25 protein-coding genes are annotated in these 20494 nt (G+C 60.4%); 5 read left to right on the top strand and 20 right to left on the bottom strand.

Annotation, left to right across the window (positions count from 1 at the left end):
• Nucleotides 1-206: 206 nt before the first annotated feature.
• Complete coding sequence (locus DA373_RS01045; protein WP_232821158.1) at nt 207-614, top strand: host attachment protein; 408 nt, start codon at nt 207-209, stop codon at nt 612-614.
• Between the two features lie 83 nt (nt 615-697).
• Here the strand turns inward: DA373_RS01045 and DA373_RS01040 are convergent, their stop codons facing one another.
• The gene (locus DA373_RS01040; RefSeq protein ID WP_107850498.1) at nt 698-1960 is read right to left on the bottom strand and encodes a dicarboxylate/amino acid:cation symporter; all 1263 of its coding nucleotides are present in this window, start codon (nt 1958-1960) and stop codon (nt 698-700) included.
• A 239-nt stretch (nt 1961-2199) separates the two neighbouring features.
• The gene (locus DA373_RS01035) at nt 2200-2772 is read right to left on the bottom strand and encodes a YceI family protein (RefSeq protein WP_107850497.1); all 573 of its coding nucleotides are present in this window, start codon (nt 2770-2772) and stop codon (nt 2200-2202) included.
• 220 nt (nt 2773-2992) lie between these two features.
• On the opposite strand from DA373_RS01035, the gene DA373_RS01030 reads away from it, so the two are divergent.
• The 3 genes from DA373_RS01030 to DA373_RS01020 are packed head-to-tail and all read left to right on the top strand — an operon-like array spanning nt 2993 to nt 3953.
• Nucleotides 2993-3307, top strand: coding sequence for a DUF883 family protein (locus tag DA373_RS01030; protein ID WP_107850496.1), 315 nt, complete (start codon nt 2993-2995; stop codon nt 3305-3307).
• A gap of 4 nt (nt 3308-3311) precedes the next feature.
• Entirely contained in the window at nt 3312-3704 is a 393-nt protein-coding gene (locus DA373_RS01025) for a phage holin family protein (RefSeq protein ID WP_107850495.1), read from the top strand.
• A 9-nt stretch (nt 3705-3713) separates the two neighbouring features.
• A complete protein-coding gene (locus DA373_RS01020; RefSeq protein ID WP_107850494.1) occupies nt 3714-3953 on the top strand; it encodes a hypothetical protein in 240 nt (79 codons plus the stop codon).
• A 9-nt stretch (nt 3954-3962) separates the two neighbouring features.
• Here the strand turns inward: DA373_RS01020 and DA373_RS01015 are convergent, their stop codons facing one another.
• On the bottom strand, nt 3963-4811 hold the full coding sequence (locus DA373_RS01015; RefSeq protein ID WP_107850493.1) for a DnaA ATPase domain-containing protein: 849 nt from the start codon (nt 4809-4811) through the stop codon (nt 3963-3965).
• Entirely contained in the window at nt 4795-5481 is a 687-nt protein-coding gene (locus DA373_RS16240; RefSeq protein ID WP_114692576.1) for a DnaT-like ssDNA-binding domain-containing protein, read from the bottom strand. Before DA373_RS16240 ends, DA373_RS01015 begins: the two co-directional genes overlap by 17 nt.
• Nucleotides 5482-5609: 128 nt before the next feature.
• On the opposite strand from DA373_RS16240, the gene DA373_RS01000 reads away from it, so the two are divergent.
• Entirely contained in the window at nt 5610-6593 is a 984-nt protein-coding gene (locus DA373_RS01000; RefSeq protein WP_107850490.1) for a response regulator, read from the top strand.
• Here the strand turns inward: DA373_RS01000 and galU are convergent.
• The 16 genes from galU to rbsD all read right to left on the bottom strand — a co-directional run bounded on the left by galU (nt 6590) and on the right by rbsD (nt 20402).
• Nucleotides 6590-7492, bottom strand: coding sequence for a UTP--glucose-1-phosphate uridylyltransferase GalU (gene galU / locus DA373_RS00995; protein ID WP_107850616.1), 903 nt, complete (start codon nt 7490-7492; stop codon nt 6590-6592). The genes DA373_RS01000 and galU overlap by 4 nt on opposite strands.
• 95 nt (nt 7493-7587) lie before the next feature.
• Nucleotides 7588-7875: a ComEA family DNA-binding protein gene (locus DA373_RS00990; RefSeq protein ID WP_107850489.1), complete on the bottom strand. Its 288-nt coding sequence runs from the start codon at nt 7873-7875 to the stop codon at nt 7588-7590.
• Nucleotides 7876-8028: 153 nt separating this feature from the next.
• Entirely contained in the window at nt 8029-8328 is a 300-nt protein-coding gene (locus DA373_RS00985; protein WP_107850488.1) for a YciI family protein, read from the bottom strand.
• A 12-nt stretch (nt 8329-8340) separates the two neighbouring features.
• The gene (locus DA373_RS00980; RefSeq protein WP_107850487.1) at nt 8341-8883 is read right to left on the bottom strand and encodes a septation protein A; all 543 of its coding nucleotides are present in this window, start codon (nt 8881-8883) and stop codon (nt 8341-8343) included.
• A gap of 86 nt (nt 8884-8969) precedes the next feature.
• Entirely contained in the window at nt 8970-9719 is a 750-nt protein-coding gene (locus DA373_RS00975; RefSeq protein ID WP_107850486.1) for a M15 family metallopeptidase, read from the bottom strand.
• Entirely contained in the window at nt 9716-11002 is a 1287-nt protein-coding gene (locus tag DA373_RS00970) for a TRAP transporter large permease (protein WP_107850485.1), read from the bottom strand. Before DA373_RS00970 ends, DA373_RS00975 begins: the two co-directional genes overlap by 4 nt.
• On the bottom strand, nt 10999-11448 hold the full coding sequence (locus DA373_RS00965) for a TRAP transporter small permease (protein ID WP_107850484.1): 450 nt from the start codon (nt 11446-11448) through the stop codon (nt 10999-11001). Before DA373_RS00965 ends, DA373_RS00970 begins: the two co-directional genes overlap by 4 nt.
• 79 nt (nt 11449-11527) lie before the next feature.
• Entirely contained in the window at nt 11528-12559 is a 1032-nt protein-coding gene (locus tag DA373_RS00960) for a TRAP transporter substrate-binding protein (protein WP_198650194.1), read from the bottom strand.
• 116 nt (nt 12560-12675) lie between these two features.
• A complete protein-coding gene (locus DA373_RS00955; protein WP_107850483.1) occupies nt 12676-13590 on the bottom strand; it encodes a LysR family transcriptional regulator in 915 nt (304 codons plus the stop codon).
• Nucleotides 13591-13606: 16 nt separating this feature from the next.
• Complete coding sequence (locus DA373_RS00950) at nt 13607-14482, bottom strand: DMT family transporter (RefSeq protein WP_107850482.1); 876 nt, start codon at nt 14480-14482, stop codon at nt 13607-13609.
• Between the two features lie 48 nt (nt 14483-14530).
• Entirely contained in the window at nt 14531-15535 is a 1005-nt protein-coding gene (locus DA373_RS00945) for a substrate-binding domain-containing protein (protein ID WP_107850481.1), read from the bottom strand.
• Complete coding sequence (rbsK, locus tag DA373_RS00940) at nt 15536-16447, bottom strand: ribokinase (protein ID WP_107850480.1); 912 nt, start codon at nt 16445-16447, stop codon at nt 15536-15538. It lies immediately after the preceding gene.
• Between the two features lie 155 nt (nt 16448-16602).
• Complete coding sequence (rbsB, locus tag DA373_RS00935; protein WP_107850479.1) at nt 16603-17484, bottom strand: ribose ABC transporter substrate-binding protein RbsB; 882 nt, start codon at nt 17482-17484, stop codon at nt 16603-16605.
• 25 nt (nt 17485-17509) lie between these two features.
• Nucleotides 17510-18475: a ribose ABC transporter permease gene (gene rbsC / locus DA373_RS00930; RefSeq protein WP_107850478.1), complete on the bottom strand. Its 966-nt coding sequence runs from the start codon at nt 18473-18475 to the stop codon at nt 17510-17512.
• Nucleotides 18472-19974 (bottom strand): ribose ABC transporter ATP-binding protein RbsA, encoded by a 1503-nt coding sequence (gene rbsA, locus DA373_RS00925; protein ID WP_107850477.1) that lies wholly within the window; start codon nt 19972-19974, stop codon nt 18472-18474. The genes rbsC and rbsA overlap by 4 nt, the downstream gene beginning before the upstream one ends.
• Before the next feature lie 8 nt (nt 19975-19982).
• Complete coding sequence (gene rbsD / locus DA373_RS00920; RefSeq protein WP_107850476.1) at nt 19983-20402, bottom strand: D-ribose pyranase; 420 nt, start codon at nt 20400-20402, stop codon at nt 19983-19985.
• Between the last annotated feature and the right edge of the window lie 92 nt (nt 20403-20494).

Raw genomic sequence — 20494 nt, 5'->3', positions numbered from 1 at the left:
CGACTAAAGTGGCAGCTACAACAGGGCCGAAGCAGATCACTTGCTTAATGTAATTGGTATTACTCATTGTATATCCGGGCTGTAGACGCCACGCGCGCCGGCGCACCGGCCATTTAGCCCCATGCAAATTATCAGGAATCGACGATACTTAGGTCGCTTGATACATCCCGACATGTTCCAACAACCGAAAGAGGTGTGATATGCCAATGCCAGACTGGATCGTGGTTGCCGATGCCGCCAGGGCCGTTGTGTACCGGCAGGACTGGGTTGAAAACACGGGTGAAGAGGTCATGGATCTGGCCCATCCGGAAGCGCGGCTGAAAACGAGCGAGCTGACCACAGACGTGTCGGCCATACCGGAAAAAACCGACGCCAGTCATACCGAGAACCAGCGCTTTGCCCGTGACATCATGGCCAGGGTGCGGAACGCGCTGGATCACAACGAAATAGGGGGCTTTTATCTGGCGGCGCCACCCCAGTTTCTCGGCCTGCTGCGCGAGGCCATGGACGATCGCCTGCGCAAGGCGCTGAACAGGGATATTGATAAAAACCTGAGTGGTGCGCCCTACAGCGAGGTGCTGGCTGCCCTGACCAACGGCGGCAAGAAAGTCTGAAATGATGTCGTCTTCAAAAAGCAATCAGGTTGCCGGCAAGGCGGCAACCTGATGTATTGAATGACAACACTGACGGAAAAGAGTTATTCCGCCTTTCTGTAGTAAGTCTCCTTGTCCAGCTCGCCCTCGCTGTGGGCAATCAGCACGGAAACTGCGGCATCACCGGTAACATTGATGGTGGTACGCGCCATGTCCAGGATCCGGTCGATACCGGCCACCAAGGCGATGCCTTCGAGGGGGAGACCCACCGTGCTCAGTACCAGAGACAGTACGATCAGGCCACCACCGGGAACGGAGGCAGTGCCAATGGAAGCCAGAATGGCGGTCAGCAGTATCATGCCGTATTCGGCCATGCCCAGGTCAATGCCGTAGGCCTGGGCAATAAACACCGCCGTCAGCGCCTGGTAGAGTGCCGTACCATCCAGGTTGATGGTGGTGCCCACGGGCAGCACAAAGCTGGACACATCCTTTGACACACCCAGGTTATCGCGGGCACAGGCCATGGTCACGGGCAGGGTACCGGCGGCGGTGGTGGTGCTGAAAGCCACCAGCTGGGCTTCAAAAATTCCCTTGAAAAACTGAACCGGGCTCAGGCGGGTCAGCAAGGCCAGACCTCCGCCCAGGGTGAACAGGGCATGAATGATACAACCGAGGTAAACACCGGCAATCACCTTGAGCAGGGGCAGCAGCACATCCAGACCATACTGTCCTGTGGTGGTGGCAATCAGCGCAAATACGCCAAAGGGGGCGAAGGCGATCACCAGATCGGTCAGCTTGTACATGACGTCGGCAAAGGCGTCGAACACCTTTCTTACCGGATCTGCCTTTTCACCGACCAGGTTAATGGCAATGCCAAGAAAAATGGCGAACAGGATAATCTGCAGTACATTGCCATCGGCAAAGGAAGCAAAGGGGTTGGTGGGAATAATGCCCAGCAGGGTGTCGACAATACTCGGCGCTTCCTTGATGTCCATACTGGTGGCGCTGCCGAGGTCCATGCCTTCACCGGGCTTCAGCCAGATGGCCATGATCAGACCGATGGGAATGGCAATGGCCGTGGTCACAATGTAGGTGGCAAAGGTCTTGACGCCTATCCGCCCCATACGGGTTACATCCTTGATGGCGGTCACACCACAGACCAGAGAAATAAAGATAAGGGGAACGACCAGCATCTTGATGGCCGAGATAAAGGCCTTGCCGATGGGCAGCAGAATGGCTGCGCTTTCTCCGAGCATAAAGCCGGTGGCGGCGCCCAGTATCAGTCCAATTAATACCTTCTGCCATATTTGCAACCGTTGCCACACGTTGGTACGGCTTGATGGTGCCTGAGCTACAGATGTGTTCATAGCAAAGTCCTTTTACATTTGGGGGCTATCATCAATATTTCCCCGCGCACATCGGCTGCGGGGAACACTTGTTTTTCATTTCCGTAACAAGTGGGCAGCATTATCCCGCTGAAAAAGGAGGGAGGGGTAATGCCATGTAGGCAGGGGGGCGGTTACTTTTCGGCATGGTCCGGCTTGGGAGCATCAGAGCCGAATGGCATGGCTCCGATGCTTCTTAATGGAAGGGAACCGGAACTGTGCTACTGCTTTTGCAGGCTCAGCACAAAGTTCACCGGCACGGTACGGGTGATGGAGGGCAGGCCGGCCAGCTCCTGCAGCTTGTCGATACCGGCGGTAAAGCCAAAGTCTTCCTGCTGCACGATCACCGGTTTCCAGCTTGAGACGATCAGATCACCGTTGCCCTTGTGGCTGACCAGCACGGCAATGGGCAGAGTCTTCTCCGTGCCGTGCAGGTTAAGGGTGGCGTCGGTTTCAATCACCCGATCTTCACCACTGTTGAGGGCGTCGAGCTGGCCGGAGAGATCCGCGCTCAGGGTCAGTTTGGGAAAGCGGCCGGTTTCAAACAGATACTCTTCCAGCCGCTCGTTGCGAATGGGAATACCGCTTTCCACGCTGGCCAGATCTATGGTCAGCTCAAACTGGCCGGCGTCGCTGAGCCGGCCGGTGATCCGTTCAAAATGGTTGGGCTCGCCGACGCTTTCCTTCTTGACCGTGACAAAACTGACCCGGCTCAGCTCATTGTTCAGCTGCCAGTCGGCCAGGACCGAGGTGCTGGCCAGGCACAGGGAGGTCAGCAGGACTTTTTTAAGCATGGTGTTCTCCTTTACAGGTTGAGGCTGGTTCGAGTATAGGGCAGAGAAGGCCGGGGGAAAGGATGCTTGCGTGGCTGAGGTGATGGCTGCGACAGTCTCGTTCGTATCCACCATCTAAACGTGCCCGATGGCTGGCCAAGTCTGCCACGAGGGAATATGGTGTAGAGGCAGTGTTTGGTTTTATTCGAGTGTTTAACTTCAAATGAAACAAGGAGGCACCATGGCCGGCAAATACGAGGCAGAAAGAGCGGCGCTGATGAAAGACGTCAAACAGCTGCTGACAGACGCAGAAGCGCTGTATCAGGCGGCGGCCGACGACGGCACCAAGGAAGGCAAGGCCTTGAAGGAGAAACTGAAGGCCCAGCTCGACCGGGCCCAGCAGCAGTATGCCGATATGGAAGACTCGGTGGTAGAGCGCTCTCGTCAGGCCGCCGCCAATGCGGATGACCTGGTGCGCAGCAAGCCCTGGCACGCCATGGGCATAGCGGCGCTGGTGGGGCTGGTTGTGGGGGCACTGCTGTGCCGGGGCCGTTAATGTCATGAGCGGTAAACCGCCCCTGAGAGAAGTGCTCGATACCATCATCGAGCTGCTCTTTGTGCGCTTTCGCATGGCGCGCATTGAGTTTATTGCCCAGAAAGAGCGCATGGTGCGTCTGGGCGTGCTGGCGCTGAGCGCAGTGGCGCTGTTTTTTATGGCCTTTATCAGCCTGTTGTTTGGTCTGAGCGAGGTGCTCTCGCCGGCGGCCCGGGTGTGGGTGTTTTTCGGGCTGGCGGTGGCGCTGTCTCTGGGCATGCTCTGGGCCTGCCTGGCCATGATGAAAAATCTGGCCGGGCAACGCCGTTTTCTGGAGCAGACCCTGAAAGACGTGCAGGAAGATGTGGCCTATCTTCGTGGTCAGCGTGACATGAGTGACTGGTCGATGAAAGACTGAGGAGGGCAAGTGCACAGAAACCTGCAGGAAGAGCAGCAAATGCTGCAGCTCAAGGCCGAAGCCCTGCGCCTGAAGCTGCTTACCCAGCAGGCCCGGCGCCGCCAGCACACAGAGGTGGACTGGCTGGCGCTGGCCGAGCAGGTGCCCAAGGTCGGGCTGGCCTGGCGGTTGGCCAGCGTGCCCAAACGGCTGCGTAACAAAGTGCTGCTGGGGGCGGGGCTGCTGGCCCTGATCTGGTGGCGACTGTAAGCGTCAGCCTCAGCTGCGGTAATCCCCGATGTCCGGGCGGCGGCTGGGGCCGCGCAGGGCAATGTCCACCGGGTGAAAGGCCTTGATCGCTTCAAAGCAGAAATCACCCACCGCCCGGTGCAGCGACTGGGGATCGTGGTTGCTGATGATGATAATGCTTTTCGACAGGTTGCGCCGGCGGCGCAGCAGATGGCCCAGAAAGCTGGACTGGCTTTCCGCCAGCCGGCTGCGGTTGGCGGCCACTTCATCCAGAATCAGCAGATCCACTTCTTCCAGGGCGCGACGATACTTGTTGCGGCTTTCCTGATCTTCAATCACGCCAAAGAACAGCCGGTCCACCACCGAGGCCCACTGCTGGAAGATCACCGACTTCTGGTGCTGCTGGATCAGCTCATGGGCAATGGCGCCGGCCAGGGTGGATTTGCCGGTGCCAAAGTCGCCATAGATTAAAATGCCGGTACCGCCCTTTTTCTCCCAGTGATCAAAGGCGTTGATAAAATGGTGCGCGGTTTCAATATGGGGCGCCAGGGCCGGATCGCCGTCGTCCATATTGGCAAAGGTCCAGTCGGTATTCAGATCGGCCTGGGCCAGCAGCCGCTCGGTGCGGTGCACTTTGGCTTCCTGCTGCAGCCGCTTTACATCGGCATTGGCCTGCTGTTCATACTGCTGACGCAGGGCGTCGTAGTCGTATTGGGGCAACTGGCCACCCTGCCGAAGCTGCTGCAGGTGCTGCAGCACCTTTTGCACCTCGCCCCGGGTGGCGGTAGGGGTCATGTCCTTTTGCGGACGCTGTTGCTGCCGGCGGCGCCGGGCTATTTCAGCCAGATCGGCGGCCATTTCTTCAGGTGTCTTTTTCATCATGGCTCTCCTGATGCTCGCCGCGCAGACGCCGGGCCTCTTCCATCATTTCCCGGGCGCGTTTGCTGGGGCCGGTGTCGGTTTCTGCCGGTGCGGCCTGTTGCTGATAACCGGTGACAGGGGCCGGGCCCGTGTCCCGGCGCAGGGCGCGGCGGTTTTTCAGCTGGCGTACAAAGCGCAGCATCCACTGGTGCTGGTTTTCAAACACTTCCGGCCGGCCCAGCCAGTAGGCGATAAACTCCCCCAGCTCGGTGTCGTCATAGCGGCTGTCGAGCAGGCCGCACAGCCGTGCCAGGCCGTCCAGTTGCTCGTCGGGCCGCCATTCCGGATACATGGCAAACTGGCGGGCGGGCAGGGGAGTGAGCCCCTGCAGGCTTTTCAGGGCCAGCCGAAAGCGGGCGCCGTGATAGTTCTGCGAATGGGCCCTGTTCTGCAGCGCCAGCAGACCGCTCTGCTGCAGCTCGTCCAGCAGGGCGGTGAGATCGGCCGGTGTTACCCGGTAACGGTAATCCCCTTCTCCCTGCACCGCCAGCGCCCGTCCCAGACTCGGATAGTCGAGAGGCTGCGTCATATCCCCCCTGGCCTGGTGCCTGAGGTAAAGCAGGTAGAGGCTGCGGGCGGGATGAGACAGTCTGGGCGAGGTCAATGCCTGATATTCTGCGGGAGTCATAGTGCCTGGATACCGGAATATTGGGGGCATTATCCAATAAAGCGGCGGCAGAATACAGTCACCCCCTGCCGTCTGTGTGAAATCGGCTAGGCTGAATTTAGGTATCATTATCATTTTCGGGTAATTTCATGTTCATGCGGCACCCAGACATATTGCTCGTAGACGACGATATGCTGTTCCGGCAACAGCTGCTGGCCAGGCTGGAGCTCTGGAATGCCCGGGTACATGAAGCAGACTGTGCCGAGCAGGGAATTGTGCTGGCTGGCCGGCACCATCCCGATCTGGTGCTGGGCAACCTGATGATGCCGGGTCACCGGCAAGAGGCATTGCCGGCGCTGTTTCGCCGGTATTATCCCGAGTTGCCATTTGTTGCCGTGTCGGGAGCGGGCAACATGGCGGAAGTGGCGGCGGCATTGCGGGCCGGGGCTGTGGATTATCTGATAAAGCCGGTACAGAACTGGAGTGTGGTCAAGCGGCGGCTGGCGGTCTGCCTGGCTCCTGCGGCCCTGCAGGAACGGCAGGAAATGGCGGAGTTTGAATCCAATCTGGCGTTTTACCGCCGTCAGGATATGGCCGCATCCCGCCTGTTACGGGATCTGGTGAGATCGGAAGACAAACAACTGGGAAGCTGGCGGCTGAGCCTGAAACACAGCACCCCCTGGGTACTGACCCAGTCGGTGCGGCTGGAGCAGGATCTGTTGCTGCTGGTGGCAGAGTTTGACCCCCTGTACCCTGACACGCCCATGCTAATGTTGCTGGTGGCGTTTTTGCTGAACGAGCCTCTGCGTCAGTACCGGGGAGGCACCAGTCCCTTGCTGCAAAGCCCGGCAAGAACCCTTGAATACATCAACCGGAAGTTGTTCGAGGCCGGGCTCAATACCAGCGTTAACCTGATGCTGCTGCGGCTGAGAGCCGACAGCAATACCGTGGAAGTGGCCAATGGCGGCATGACGGGCAGTGACTGGCTGTCAAGCTGCAACGCCGGCCCTCTGGGACGAGATGAATTTACCGCCAGCCTCTGGCACCAGCACTGCCGTTTTCCTCTGCAACTGAGCCTGTGCGGCGGTTATGGCGGCCGTATTGAGCTGACCGCCAGCCGGACATCCGGTTAGGCCTGCAGTTGCTGCAGATAACGACGGAACTGTTCGCCCAGCTCTTTGTGACGCAGACCGTATTCTACATTGGCCATCATATAACCCAGCTTGCTGCCGCAGTCGTGGCTCTTGCCGGTAATATGGTGAGCATCTACCCGTTCCTTGGCCATCAGCATGGCGATGGTGTCGGTCAGCTGAACTTCGTCGCCCTTGCCAAGCGGGGTTTTCCTGAGCAACGGCCAGATGGACGCCGGCAGCACATAGCGGCCGACCACAGACAGGTTTGAAGGGGCTTCTTCCCGGGCCGGTTTTTCCACCATGGCGGCAATGGCCGCCGACTCGCCCTGGCTGATGTTCACATTGCCCAGATCGACGATGCCGAACTGATCCACCAGCTCGTCTGCGACCGGCTCCACCAGGATCTGGCTGTTGCCGGTGTTATCAAAGGCCGCGATCATGGCCGCCAGATTATCCTGTTCCAGATCGCAGGCCACATCGTCAATCAGCACATCGGGCAGCAGAATGGCAAAGGGGGCATCGCCTACCAGGGGGTGAGCGCAGAGAATGGCATGGCCCAGTCCCCGGGCTTCGCCCTGGCGTACGTGCATAATGGTCACGTCGGGCGGGCAGATGTTCTGCACTTCACTCAGCAGCTGGCGCTTGACCCGTTTCTCCAGGGTGGCTTCCAGCTCAAAACTGGTGTCGAAGTGGTTTTCAATGGAGTTCTTACTGGCGTGGGTGACCAGCACAATTTCCTTGATGCCGGCCTTGACCGCCTCGTTCACCACGTACTGGATCAGTGGTTTATCGACCACCGGCAACATTTCCTTGGGAATGGCCTTGGTGGCCGGCAGCATGCGGGTACCCAGGCCGGCGACGGGGATCACGGCCTTGCGAATGGATTGTTGGTTTGACATGAAAAAACCGGAGTTGATAACAAGGCGGCTATCATAACCAAAGCTGCCCCTGACGGCCACGGGTCGAAAGGGGCAGCATGATTGGCTTAATGGTTTTAATTGCTCAGCAGGTGGCGGTTTTTATCGATGGTGGCTTCACCAATCCCCCTGACCAGCGCCAGATCGTCAACGGACTTGAACGGACCGTTGGTGTCCCGGTAGTCCACAATGGCCGCCGCCTTGGCCGGTCCTACACCGGACAACTGGGCAAGTTGCTCGGCATTGGCGGTATTGATGTTGATGCTGGTCACCACCGCACTTTCGGTGTTTTCCTCGTTGGCAAACGCCGGAGCGCCGGTAGCCATCAGTATCGACAGCAGGGCAGGGGCAAGCAGTTTTTTCATTCCGTGTCTCCTCTTTAATCTTCATACAAGTCCTTTTGAAGGACGATTAAAGACTCGAACAGAAACTGGGTTTATGCAAATTTCCGGTTTAAAAATAACCGGTTTCACTCCCGCGCTCGGCGCGGGAGTGAAAAAACCAAAGCCGGTTTGATATCAGGGCAGGACTTTTTTGAAGGGTTTGACGATAACATCGGCGTAGACGCCGGCGGCCACATAAGGGTCGGCATCGGCCCAGCTCTGAGCGGCTTCCAGCGAGTCGAACTCGGCGATCACAGTGCTGCCGGTAAAGCCGGCCTCGGCGGGATCCTCGGCGTCGATGGCCGGGTTGGGGCCGGCCACCAGCAGCCGGCCTTCATCGGCCAGAGCCTGCAGCCGGGCCAGGTGAGCCGGGCGGGCTTCCTTGCGCAGGGGCAGGCTGTTGGGGTTGTCCTCACTGAAAATCACATACCACATGAAAAATTGTCCTTAACGTTGATTGTTGTGTGCGGGTTGCAGGCGATAAAGATAAAGCACGGTGGCCAGCGTAAACAGCAGGGTCAGGCCGAGCAGGCCAAATACCTTGAAGTTCACCCACCATTCCTCGGGCAGATTGAACGCCACATACACGTTGAGTGCGCCGCAAAAGGCAAAAAAGCCGGCCCAGGCCAGGTTGGCCTTGTCCCATACCGCCGCAGGCAGGGTCAGCTCCTTGCCCAGCATCTGCTGAATGGGATTTTTGCCAAAGCCGTAGCGGCTTATCAGCAGACCCAGGGCAAACAGGCCGTTTACCGCGGTGACCTTCCATTTGATAAAGGCGTCATCGTGAAAAAACAGGGTCATGCCGCCAAAGCCCAGCACCAGCACCAGGGTGACCAGGTGCATTTTCTCCAGGGTTTTGTGGCGCAGCCACTGCACCAGCATCTGCACGCAGGTGGCCGCCATCAGCGCGCCGGTGGCGGCATAGATGTCCACCGTTTTGTAGACCACGAAAAAAATGATCAGCGGAATAAACTCGGCAAATTGCTTCATTATCGAAATCCGAACAACCTAGATGCAGCCAGTTTACTCATTAGCAGGGCGGCTGGCAAAGCCGCCCGTTGCGGAAGGCCGCCGGCCTATTGGTGCCGGCGGTCTATTTCCTGGCGCCAGCGGCTTTCCAGGCTTTCGGGGTGGGTGGGGCCGTAACAGGCTTGGGGCTGACCGCTGTACCAGGCCCATAACTGGTTGCCGAAGTCGTAATGCCACCATTCGCTGGGCAGGTTGGTAAAGCCGGCGTCGATCATGGCCCGGTAGAGCAGGCGACGGTTGGCAATCACCTGCTGCTCATGGGGCGTGGGCGAAGCCAGCTGTTCAAAGGCGGCGGTGTGTGACCAGGGCGTGGCTTCGTCGAACTGGCTGCCCATGTCGAGCATCAAACCGTGCTCATCAATCAGCGTTACGTCCACCGAGCCTCCGGTCAGATGGGGACTGGGGGATCGGGGATTGGTGCTGGGCAGCGACACAAATTCCCGGGTCAGTTGCTCCAGCTCGGCGGCGGGCTTGTCGGGCCAGTGGTTTTCAATGGCGTTATACAGGGTGTCGTACAGATATTGCTGTACCGAATAGGGGCGCCAGCTGTCCATCACCAGCAGGGTCAGGCCCTTTGGCAGGCTGCGGGACGCCGCCAACAGGCGTTGATACACTCCCCGGCGCATATAGCATTCGGGCACCGCGTTGGGAATGCCCAGCTTGTAGTAGGCCGGATAGCACGCCAGGTTTGCCGGGGCCAGGCTGGCGGGCACCAGATCCTCATGGTTCTCTCGAATGGGAAGCGCAGACACGCGCGTCCAGTCGGGATCATTCAGCAGGGGAATAGGGGCGTTCATAGCTGTCCTCCGAACAGTCCGGGCAGCCACAGCACCAGCCCGGGAAACAGGATCAGCACCACCAGCACCAGCAACGCGGTGGCAACAAAGGGCCAGATGGTCTTGAACAGCTCGGTAATTTCCAGCCGGCTGACGGCGGCGGCCACAAAGACGCAGGCGCCCATGGGTGGGGTTATCAGGGCAATGGTGATGTTCAGGGTGATGATGATGCCGAGGTGCACCGGATCCACGCCCGCCGCCATGGCTACGGGCATGAAGATGGGGGTCAGCAGCATCAAGGCGGACACCTCTTCCATGAACATGCCGGTGGCAAAGGTGATCAGGCTAAGCAACAACAGCACCAGAACCGGCTGTTCGATAATGGGATCAAACAGGGTCACGAAAGCCTTGGGCACCTGGGCGTAAGACAGCAGCCAGCTGACCACCGCCGAGGCGGCCATGATTAGAAACACGGCACTGGTCAGGCGCGCGGTTTCCACCAGGGCGCTCCACAGCCGGTGCCAGCTCAGCTGCTTGGTGAATAGGCCGATCAGGGCCACATAGGCTACGGTGAGGGCACCCGACTCCGTGGGTGTGACCACCCCAAAGACGATACCACCGACGATGATAAAGGGGGCCAACAGTGCCGGCAGGGCGCCCCACAGGGCCTGCAAAAACAGTCCCATGGTCGGGCGCTGGCCCGACACCGGCAGCTGTGCCTTGCGGGCGTAAAACCAGTTCATGATCATGAACACCAGGCCCAGCAGCAAACCGGGAATAACGCCGGCCAGGAACAGATCACCCACCGAGGTATTGGTGAGCGAAGCATAGAGGATCATGAAAATGCTGGGCGGAATAATGGGGCCGATCAGCGAGCTGCCCGCGGTCAGGCCGGCGGCATAGGAGGCCGAATAACCTTCCTTTTTCATCGCCGGCACCAGCAGGGAGCCCAGCGCCGAGGTGTCGGCCACCGCCGAGCCGTTGACGCCGGCAAAGAATACGCTCGACACCACATTGACATAACCCAGCCCGCCCCGCAGGTGGCCCACCAGGACCCGGGCAAGGGCCATCAGCTGTTGCGTCAGGCCGGCACTGTTCATCAGGTTGCCGGCCAGAATGAACAGTGGAATGGCCATCAGGGAAAAGACGTTAATGCCGCCAAAAAACTGCTGCGGCACCATGCGGCCCAGCATGGACGGATCGATAAACATGAAACCGACCACGGCGGTGAACAGCAGGGCAATAAACAGTGGCAGGCCCAGCAAGACATGCATGATAAAGGAGGCAAACATGGCTAGGGTCATGAGCGGGCTTCCTTGCAGCCAAAGGGGCCGCGCAGCAGGTTGAATACAAACAGCAGGCCAAAGCCCAGCGGCAGGCTGAGCACCGGCCAGGTGCGGCTGATGCTGAGCCCCATGGTGGTGAAGCGGCTTACCGAAAAGGCGTAATGCCAGGAGTACCAGCAGAATCCGGCGCTGATGATCAGGATCAGCAACCACTGGTACAGCTTGAGGAGGCGGGCCAGTGGCAACGGCAGCCGTTGCTCGAGCAGGCCAATACGCATGTGTTCGTTGCGTATCAGCACCACGCCGGCCATCAGCAGGGCACAGGCAATGATCAGAAAACGTGACAGTTCATCCATCCAGATGGGCGAACGGCCCAACAGGTAACGGGCGGCCACGCCGTACAGCAGCACTAGCAGGTTGGTCAGGATCAGGGTACCGACCACCGCCTCAACCAGCCGGCTCATCAGGGTTATCAGTCGTTGTCTCATGGCGTAAAGGGGCGGCCGTCAGGCCGCCAGAAAGGTAGGATGATTCAGAAAAAACTCAGAACTTGCCGGCGTCTTCCAAGGCAAGGTCCACCCACTTCTGCTCAATGTTCTGCTCTTTGAGCCAGTTGATGTAGGAGGGCTTGGCCTTTTCCTGGAACTGCGCCAGCTCCTCGGCGGTGGGACGGTACACTTGCATGCCCTTGTCGACCAGGAACTGAACGCGCTCTTCCACCTTGGCTTCCACGGACTCGCGGTTGAGCTGGTTGGCTTCGGCCACGGCATCTTTCAGCGCCTGACGCTGTTCGTCGGTCAGCGACTCAAGCAGTTCGCCGTTGGCCACCAGGAACTGGTCGGAATACTGAATGTTGGCCAGGGTCAGGTGCTGCTGCACCTCCTGCAGGCTGCCCAGAATGATGTACATGGGCGGGTTCATCTGCCCATCGGCCACCCCGGTTTTCAGCGCCATGTAGACTTCGGTCCAGGGGATGGGGGTGCCTGAGGCACCAAAGGCTTCATACAGCGCTACCTGGCTCTTGTCCATGGCTCGAAAACGCAGGCCCTTGAAGTCCTCGGGTGACTTGATCGGGCGCTTACTGTTGGTAAAGGCGAGGAAGCCGCCTTCTTCCACCACCGCTAGTAGGTGGGTGCCGGTACGGTCGGTAAATTCCTGCTGGGCGGCCTTCCAGTATTCCCCTTCATCAAAGAAGCTGCGGGCATGGTCGAAGTCGCGGAACAGGAAGGGAATGGAGCTGGTGTAAATTTCCGGGAACAGGGGCGAAATACCGGCAAACGACGCAATGTTCAGGCCGGGGGCGGCCATCACCTGCTCCATGCGCTGCACTTCTTCGCCCAGCATGCTGTTGGGATAGAGGGTGAGCTCCAGCTCGCCATCGGTTTTTTCTTCCACCAGCCGCTTCAGGTTGCTGGCAAATAGGTGAACCGCGTTTTTGTCTGCATCCGGCGCACCGTTGTAAGACAGATCGATGGTGGTGGCGGCCTGGGTCAGTCCGGTTGCCATCAAGGTGCCGGCGCCCAGCAAGGTAACCATGGCCTTGCGCAGGGGAGAAAGGGCAAATGACGCTTTCATCGAATGATCTCCATATCGTGATACTGGTTGGGGGACGGCTTCAGGTTAGGTGTTGATCTGTTGACTTTTCAATAGTCAAGGTGTTGATATTTACGCAACACCTATGGTGGTAATCATTATCTGCCCTGACTGAAAAACAGCATGCCCTCGCTCAGGTGGCGCAGCAGACGCTCGCCGGCCACGGTCAGCTCGCGACCCTTGTGGCTGACGATCTGCGCCTCAGCCCTGGCCAGGAGCGGATGGGGCGCGGGCAGGCAGATAATTTTTCCCGCCATGACTTCCTCGTGCACGGTCAGCCTGGGCATAAAGGTCAGCCCCATGCCGGACAGCACAAAATTCTTGAGGACCGACACCGAGTTGGTTTTCAGCTGCGGCTTGAAGCGAATGTGTTCCAGTTGCTCAACCAGCCTGGGCAGCTGGCCCATGCCAAATTGCTGATCGATCAGCGCCAGTGGGTAGTTCAAGACGTCGTGAATGTCGGGTCGGCCCTTGCGGGAAAGCGGATGCCCAGGCGGGGTGATCAGATCGAGCGGGCGATTGCGGGTCACGTGGCAATGCAGTGACGAATCCGGCTGGGGCGCATAGACCAGCGCCAGATCGACTTCGTCTTCCTTGACCAGGCGGACGGCCTCGTTGGCACCGGCCATCTCCACGGAAATGGCAATGTCTGGATAGTGCTGCATAAAGCTTTGCAGCGGCGCCGAGATCAGATCGGCGATAAAGCCTTCGCCCACGGCCAGGGTAACCTGACCGCGGCGCAGATCCTGCAGTGCCTCGATGCGGGACAGGGTGGCGTCTTCGCTCGCCTTTTGCTGACGATAGAGGGAGATCAGCTCTTCGCCCACCTCGGTCGGCACAAAGCCCTGACCGTTGCGATAGCCCACCGGCAGGCCGATTTCCTCTTCCAGCTGGTGCAGTTGCCGGCTGATGGCCGAAACATCCACATTCAGCCTGGCGGCCGCCTTGCGCAGCGAGCCCTGACGGGACACTTCGTTGAGATAGCGCAGTGCCCTCGGGTTGAGTTTCCACATGTAAAGACGCTCCTTGTCAGGCCCGCACGGGATTAGCGGCGAGCGGCTGTCGTTCCAGCATGGCCTTGATGATCATGGCCAGCAGCACAATGGTGCCGCCCACCAGCCCCTGATTGCTGGGCCGCTCGCTTAAAAACAGCCACACCAGCAGGGTGCCGAACACGGTTTCCAGCAGCATCAGCAGGCTCACTTCCGCCGAGGGCAGATAGAGCGGACCGCGCTGGATAAGGGTAAACCCCGCCGGCAGCATGACCAGACACAAGAGCACCAGCCAGCCGAGATCGGCAACGGCGGGCTGCATGATATGGCCACTCCAGCCAAAGGTCAGCAAAAAGGTGAACAGACCACTCAGGGCCAGCATGGGGCTCATGTCCACGCCGGGCTTGCTGCGTGCCAAGGTCAGGTTGCCCGCCAGCCCCAGCGCCGCCAGCATTGCCAGTAGGCTGCCGGTGAGAGAGCCGCTGCCGGTGTCGTCCAGCACGATCAGGCTGATGCCGAACAGGCAGGCCACAATGGCCAGCCAGGTGCGCAGGGGCAGCCGCTCATGCAGGAACACCCGGCTCAGCAGGGCGGCAATCAGCGGTGTGGACGCCAGGATTACCAGCACATTGCCGGCCTTGGTAAAGTGGTTGCCCAGCACAAAGCCAAAGGTACTCAGGGTAAACAGCAGAGCACAGCCCAACCCGGTCAGGCCACACACGCGAAAGGCATCGGGCCAGGCCGCGCGGTGGCGGGCTACCACAATCAGCCAGAAACCCAGCATATTGAGCAGGCCGCGCCACAGCACCAGCTGATCCGGCGGCACACTGACAATGCGCAGCAGCAGGGCGTCGGGAGAGATGATCAGCACACCCAGCGCGGTCAGCAGTAATCCTTTTTGATGATTATCCATAAGATCACAGCGGTTGAGGGTAAAACCCCGAGGCTAACCCCAGTGATGTCAAATGGCCAGGGGGGCGCTGCTTTCCCGCGCCACCAGCGTCGGCTCCAGGGGCAGTATGCGGCGGGGAGCCTGCGGATCCCGAATGCGCGCCAGCAGGGTATCCACCGCCAGGGCCCCCAGCCCTGCCTTGGGCTGCTCTATGCTGGTGAGCCGTGGCACCAGGTAGCGGGCCAGCTCGATGTTGTCGTAGCCCACCAGAGACATGTCCTGGGGCACGCGCAAGCCGGCGTCGGCCAGGGCCCGCAGAGCACCGGCGGCCATCATGTCGTTGCAGGCAAACACCGCCGTGGGGCGGCGGGGCAGGGCCAGCAGACGCGCCATGGCGGCCTGGCCGCCGGCCAGCTCAAAGTTGCCTTCCACTGTCCATTCCTTGCGTACTGTCAGCCCGGCCCGGGTCAGTGCTGCGGTGAATCCGGCCAGCCGCTCTTCGCTGGCGCGCTGGCCGGCGGGCCCGGTAATGCAGCCAATATGCCGGTGTCCCAGACGAAGCAGGTGTTCCGTGGCCAGCCGGCCGCCCCGGTGACCCGAGTCCTTGATCAAATCGGCGTCCAGCTCCATGGGCCCCCAGTCCGCCATCACCAGCGGCAGACTGGCGTGGCGCTCCAGATCACTCTCTGTCAGGTTGGCCTGAGTGCACATGACGATAATGCCGTCCACCCGCTTTTGCTGCAGCATGTCGAGGCTGGTGCCCAGCCGGTTGCTGTCTGCTCCGGTATTGCACAGCACCAGGCTGTAGCCCAGTTCATAGCAGCGCTGCTCGACGCCCTGCACCACTTCGGCAAAAAAGGGGTTGGCGCTGGAGTTCACCAGCATGCCCAGGGTGCGGGTCTGGTTGACCTTGAGGCTGCGGGCCAGCGCCGACGGCGTGTAGTGCAGCTCGTCAATGGCCTGCTGTACCCGGCCGGTGATTTCCGGGCTGACAAACCGGGTTTTGTTCAGCACATGGCTGACGGTGGAGGTGGACACGCCGGCAAGCCTGGCCACGTCCTTGATGGTGGCCATTTATGCTTGCTCCAGCAGGGCCTCAATCTCGGCCTTCCAGGGCACCGAGGTCTGGGCGCCGGGGCGGGTCACGGAAATGGCGGCCGCGCCTTGAGCAAAGCGTACCGCCGGCTCCAGCGCCATGCCCTGTTGCAGGGCCGCCACCAGGGCGCCGTTAAAGGTATCGCCTGCCGCCGTGGTATCCACCGCCTGTACGGAAAAGCCGGGAATGCGCCGGCCCTGGCCCTGCTCGCTCAGCCAGACGCCGCGGGCCCCAAGAGTGATGATCACGGTGGCAATGCCGCTGGCATGCAGGACCTTTGCTGCGGCATCGGCCCCGCTTTCGTCGCTGACCGCAATGCCGGTGAGCCGTTCGGCCTCGGTTTCGTTAGGGGTGATCAGATCCACCAGCGCCAGCAGCTCGGCGGGCAGTGCACGAGCGGGGGCGGGGTTGAGAATGACCTGAGCGCCCTGCTCGCGGGCGGCCCGCGCGGCGGCCAGGTTGGTTTCCAGCGGAATTTCCAGCTGCAGCAGCAGTTGTTTGCAATACAGGGCGCTGGCATGGTGCTCCAGCCGCGCCGGGGTCAGCTCGGCGTTGGCGCCGGCGGCCAGGGCAATGGTGTTTTCGCCGGCATCGTTCACCTGGATCAGCGCTACCCCGGTGTTGACGCCGGCCACGGTGTCGATGGCATTGATGTTAATGCCATCGGCGGCAAAGCCGTCCAGCAGCGTTTTGGCCATGGCGTCTTCACCCACACAGGCCACCAGCCGGGTGTCGGCGCCGGCCCGGGCGGCGGCCACTGCCTGATTGGCCCCCTTGCCGCCGGGTACAATGCGGTAGTCGCTGCCGGTGAGGGTCTCACCGGGGCGGGGAAACTGGGGCAGCCGAATAACGTGATCGATATTGATGCTGCCGGTTACGGTTAAGGTCATGCTGTTTGCTCTAAAATGCCTTGGCTGATACGTCATTCACCGCGAAGGAACGTCATCCTCGCAGAGGCGGAGACGGGAATCCAGCGCCGACGGCACCGGATTTTAATCAGTGTCGTCCTCGTGGACTCCCGCCTGCGCGGGAGTGACAAGAGAAATTACTTGCTGATTACCTGCAGCGGTACCGGAATGTGGTCGGCCACGGTTTCGCCTTTCAGCACTCGGTCGGCGGTTTCCACCGCAATGGCGCCGATTTCACCGGGCTGCTGGGCGATGGTGGCCGCCAGGCGACCGCCTTCTACCGCCTTGATGCCGTCCTGAGTGCCGTCAAAGCCCACGATCAGCACGTCTTTCTTGTTGGCGGCCTGCAGCGCGCGCAGGGCACCCAGGGCCATTTCGTCGTTCTGGGCAAACACCGCCTGCACGTCCGGGTTGCCGGTCAGCAGGTTTTCCATCACGTTCAGGCCCTTGGTACGGTCAAAGTCGGCGGGCTGGCTGGCCAGCAGATTAAAGCCGTGCTCGCTTACCGCATGGGCAAAGCCTTCGCCGCGCTCGCGGGCGGCGCTGGTGCCGGCAATGCCTTCCAGCTGGATGACCTTGGCGTTTTCACCGGCCTGTCCGGCAATAAAGTCACCGGCCATTTTGCCACCGGCCACGTTGTCGGAGGCGATGTGCGATACCACCTCACCACGGCTGGCGGCGCGATCCAGGGTCAGCACCGGCAGGCCGGCGCGGTTGGCCAGGCGAATGGCGTTGGTGACGGCATCGGAGTCGGTGGGGTTGATCAGCAGCACCTTGGCGCCGCGCACGTTCAGATCTTCCACATTGGCCAGCTCCTTGGCGGGATCGTTCTGGGAGTCGAGCACAATCAGGTTGTAACCCAGCTCGGCGGCCTTTTGCTCGGCCCCTTCCTTCATGGTCACGAAGAAGGGGTTGTTGAGGGTGGAGATCACCAGCGCCAGGGTATCCTGGGCATAGGCACCGGCGGTCATGGTGGCGCTGACGAGGGCAGCAGAGAGCATGGTGGTCAGTTTTTTCATGATGATATTCCTTTCATTGCGTGAGTTACTTGTTCTTGGTATCGACCAGCACTGCCAGCAGGATCACCGAGGCCTTGGCGATCATCTGGTAGTAGGACGACACGTCGAGCAGGTTGAGTGCGTTGTTGAGAAAGCCGATGATCAGCGCCCCCACCAGGGTGCCCATAATGGCGCCCCGGCCGCCGGCCAGGCTGGTGCCGCCCAGTACCACGGCGGCAATGGCGTCCAGCTCGTAACTGGTGCCGGCGGTGGGCTGGGCCGACGACAGCCGGCTGGTGACGATAATGGCGGCCAGCGCCGACAGCATGCCGCAGATGGCATACACACCCATCTTCACCCGGGCCACGTTAATGCCCGACAGCCGGGCCGCGGCCTCGTTACCGCCCACGGCGTAAATATAGCGGCCAAAGCGGGTGTGGTTGAGCAGGTACCAGGCACCGAGGAAGGTCATGGCCATCAGCCATACCGGCACCGGAATGCCGAATACATAGCCGGTGCCAAACCAGGCGAAAATGTCAGACGCATCGGTAAAGCCGGTGGAAATGGGCCGGCCCTCGGTATACACCATGGTCACGCCGCGCAGCAGCGTCATGGTCACCAGGGTGGCGATAAAGGCCTGCACCCGGCCCTTGGCCACGATCACTCCGCTCACGCCGCCAAGCGCAAAGCCCGCCAGCAACACCGCCGGCAGGGTGATGAAAATGGACAGCTCCATCGACACCATGCTGGCGGCAAAGGCACCACACAGAGCCAGCACCGAGCCCACGCTGAGATCGATGCCGGCGGTGAGGATCACCAGGGTCATGCCCACGGCGATAATGGCGTTTACCGAGGTCTGGCGCAAAATATTGAGCAGGTTGTCCACGGTGAAGAAATGGGGGTTCAGTACCGAGACCACCCCAATCAGCAGGATCAGGGCGATCAGCGACTTCTGGGCTATCAGCCATTCCTTGCTGAACCAGCGACGGCCGGAGTTGAGAGCGGTGTTCATGCCATTTCCTCTTGTTGCGCCTGGCCCACGGCGGCGGCCAGCAGTTGTTCCTGAGTGGCCTCGGCGGCCCTGAATTCACCGGTAATGCGCCCTTCGTGCATCACCAGTATGCGATCGCTGATCCCCAGCACTTCCGGCATGTCGGACGACAGCAGCAAAATGGCCATGCCCTGTTGCTTGAAGCGGTTGATCAGCTGGTAAATTTCTTTTTTGGCGCCCACGTCCACGCCCCGGGTGGGCTCATCGAGGATCAGCACTTTGGGCCGGGTCATCAGTCCCTTGGCAATGGCCACCTTTTGCTGATTGCCGCCGGAGAGATTGCCAATCAGCTGCTCCCGGCCCGGCGTCTTGATATTGAACAGCCGGATAAACTCGTCCACTGCGCTGCGCTCGGCGCCGTGCAGCAGTTGAGGCCCCTTGCTGAACTCGCCCAGCGCCGACAGGCTCATGTTGGCCAGCACCGACAGCCCCAGCACCAGGCCGTCGCCCTTGCGGTCTTCGGAAATATAGGCAATGCCGGCGTCCAGCCCCTGATGCGGGGTGGTGGCACTGTAGGGATGGCCGGCCAGCTCGGTCTGGCCGCCGGTGCGGGGCACGGCGCCATACAGAATGCGGGCCAGCTCGGTGCGGCCGGCCCCCATCAGCCCGGAAAAACCGAGAATTTCGCCTTCACGCAGGGTAAAGCTGACGTCCCTGACACCGGGGCCGGCCAGGTTCTCCACCCGCAGCACTTCCTTGCCGGCGTCCTGCACCAGGCGGGGATATTGTTCGTCGAGGCGGCGGCCCACCATCATTTCAATCAGGCGATCTTCATCGATATCGGCCACCGCTTCCTCGCCAATCCACTTGCCGTCGCGCAGCACGGTAATGCGATCGCAGATCTCAAAGATTTCCGCCAGCCGGTGAGAGATATAGACAATGCCGCAGCCGGCCTGGCGCAGCTCTTCAATCACCCGGAACAGGGCCCGGGTTTCGGTGTCGGTCAGGGCGTCGGTGGGCTCGTCCATGATGATCACATCGGCGTTGAACGACAGTGCCTTGGCGATTTCCACCATCTGCTGGGCGCCAATGCTGAGATCACCCACCCGGGTTTTGGGAGAATGCTTTATCTGCAGCCGGTCGAGCAGGGCCTGCGCATTGGCATAGAGGGTGCGCCAGTCGATGTTGCCCAAGGCACCGGTGGGCTCGCGGCCCAGAAAGATGTTTTCGGCAATGGTCAGATCCGGCAGCAGGTTCAGCTCCTGATGAATAATGCCAATACCGGCTTCCTGGGACTCGCGCGGCCCTTTGAAGTGACATGTTTCACCCCGGTAGTGAATGGTGCCGGCGTCGGCCTGATAAATGCCGGTGAGCACCTTCATCATGGTGGACTTGCCGGCCCCGTTTTCGCCCATCAGAGCCATCACCTGGCCCGCATAGACATTGAGCCCGGCCTGATCCAGCGCCTTCACGCCGGGAAACGCCTTGTCGATGCCGGAAAGAGACAATATCGGATTCATGTTATTCCTCAGAAGGGGACGCCGGCACACAAAATGAGATTAGCGTAAGGCGTGCACTCACCGGTGCGCACCACGGCCCGGCTGTGGCCGTTGCGCCGCTTGAACTCGGCATGGCTGATATAACTGACGGCAATGTCGCCGCCCTGAGCATGGGCCGCTGCGGCAATTTGATCCAGCAGGCGCTGGTGCAGATCCGGACTGACCGTTTTGATTTCTTCCGCCAGTACCACGGCTTCCAGCTGCAGCTCACTGAGCAGGGCGCCAAGCGTGCCTTCCAGGCCTGGCAGACCGGGGCTCACCGCCAGATCGATACGCTCGACCCCGGCAGGCACCGGCAGTCCGGCATCGCCAAGGGTGATCTCGTCGGTATGGCCCAGGCGTGCCACCAGAGTGGACAGATGGCTGTTCAGCAGAGTGTTTTTTTTCACGGTGGCGCCTTGTTGATGTTGGCTAAACAATCTTGTTTTACCGGTAAATGATGCTGTCGAAACGGTTACGCAAACGATTCGATGGCCGAATT

The organism is Oceanimonas marisflavi (genome assembly GCF_003049725.1).
GTDB lineage: Bacteria > Pseudomonadota > Gammaproteobacteria > Enterobacterales > Aeromonadaceae > Oceanimonas > Oceanimonas marisflavi.
Note: the sequence above shows the minus strand (reverse complement) of the source record. Positions and strands in the feature narration are given on the sequence as shown.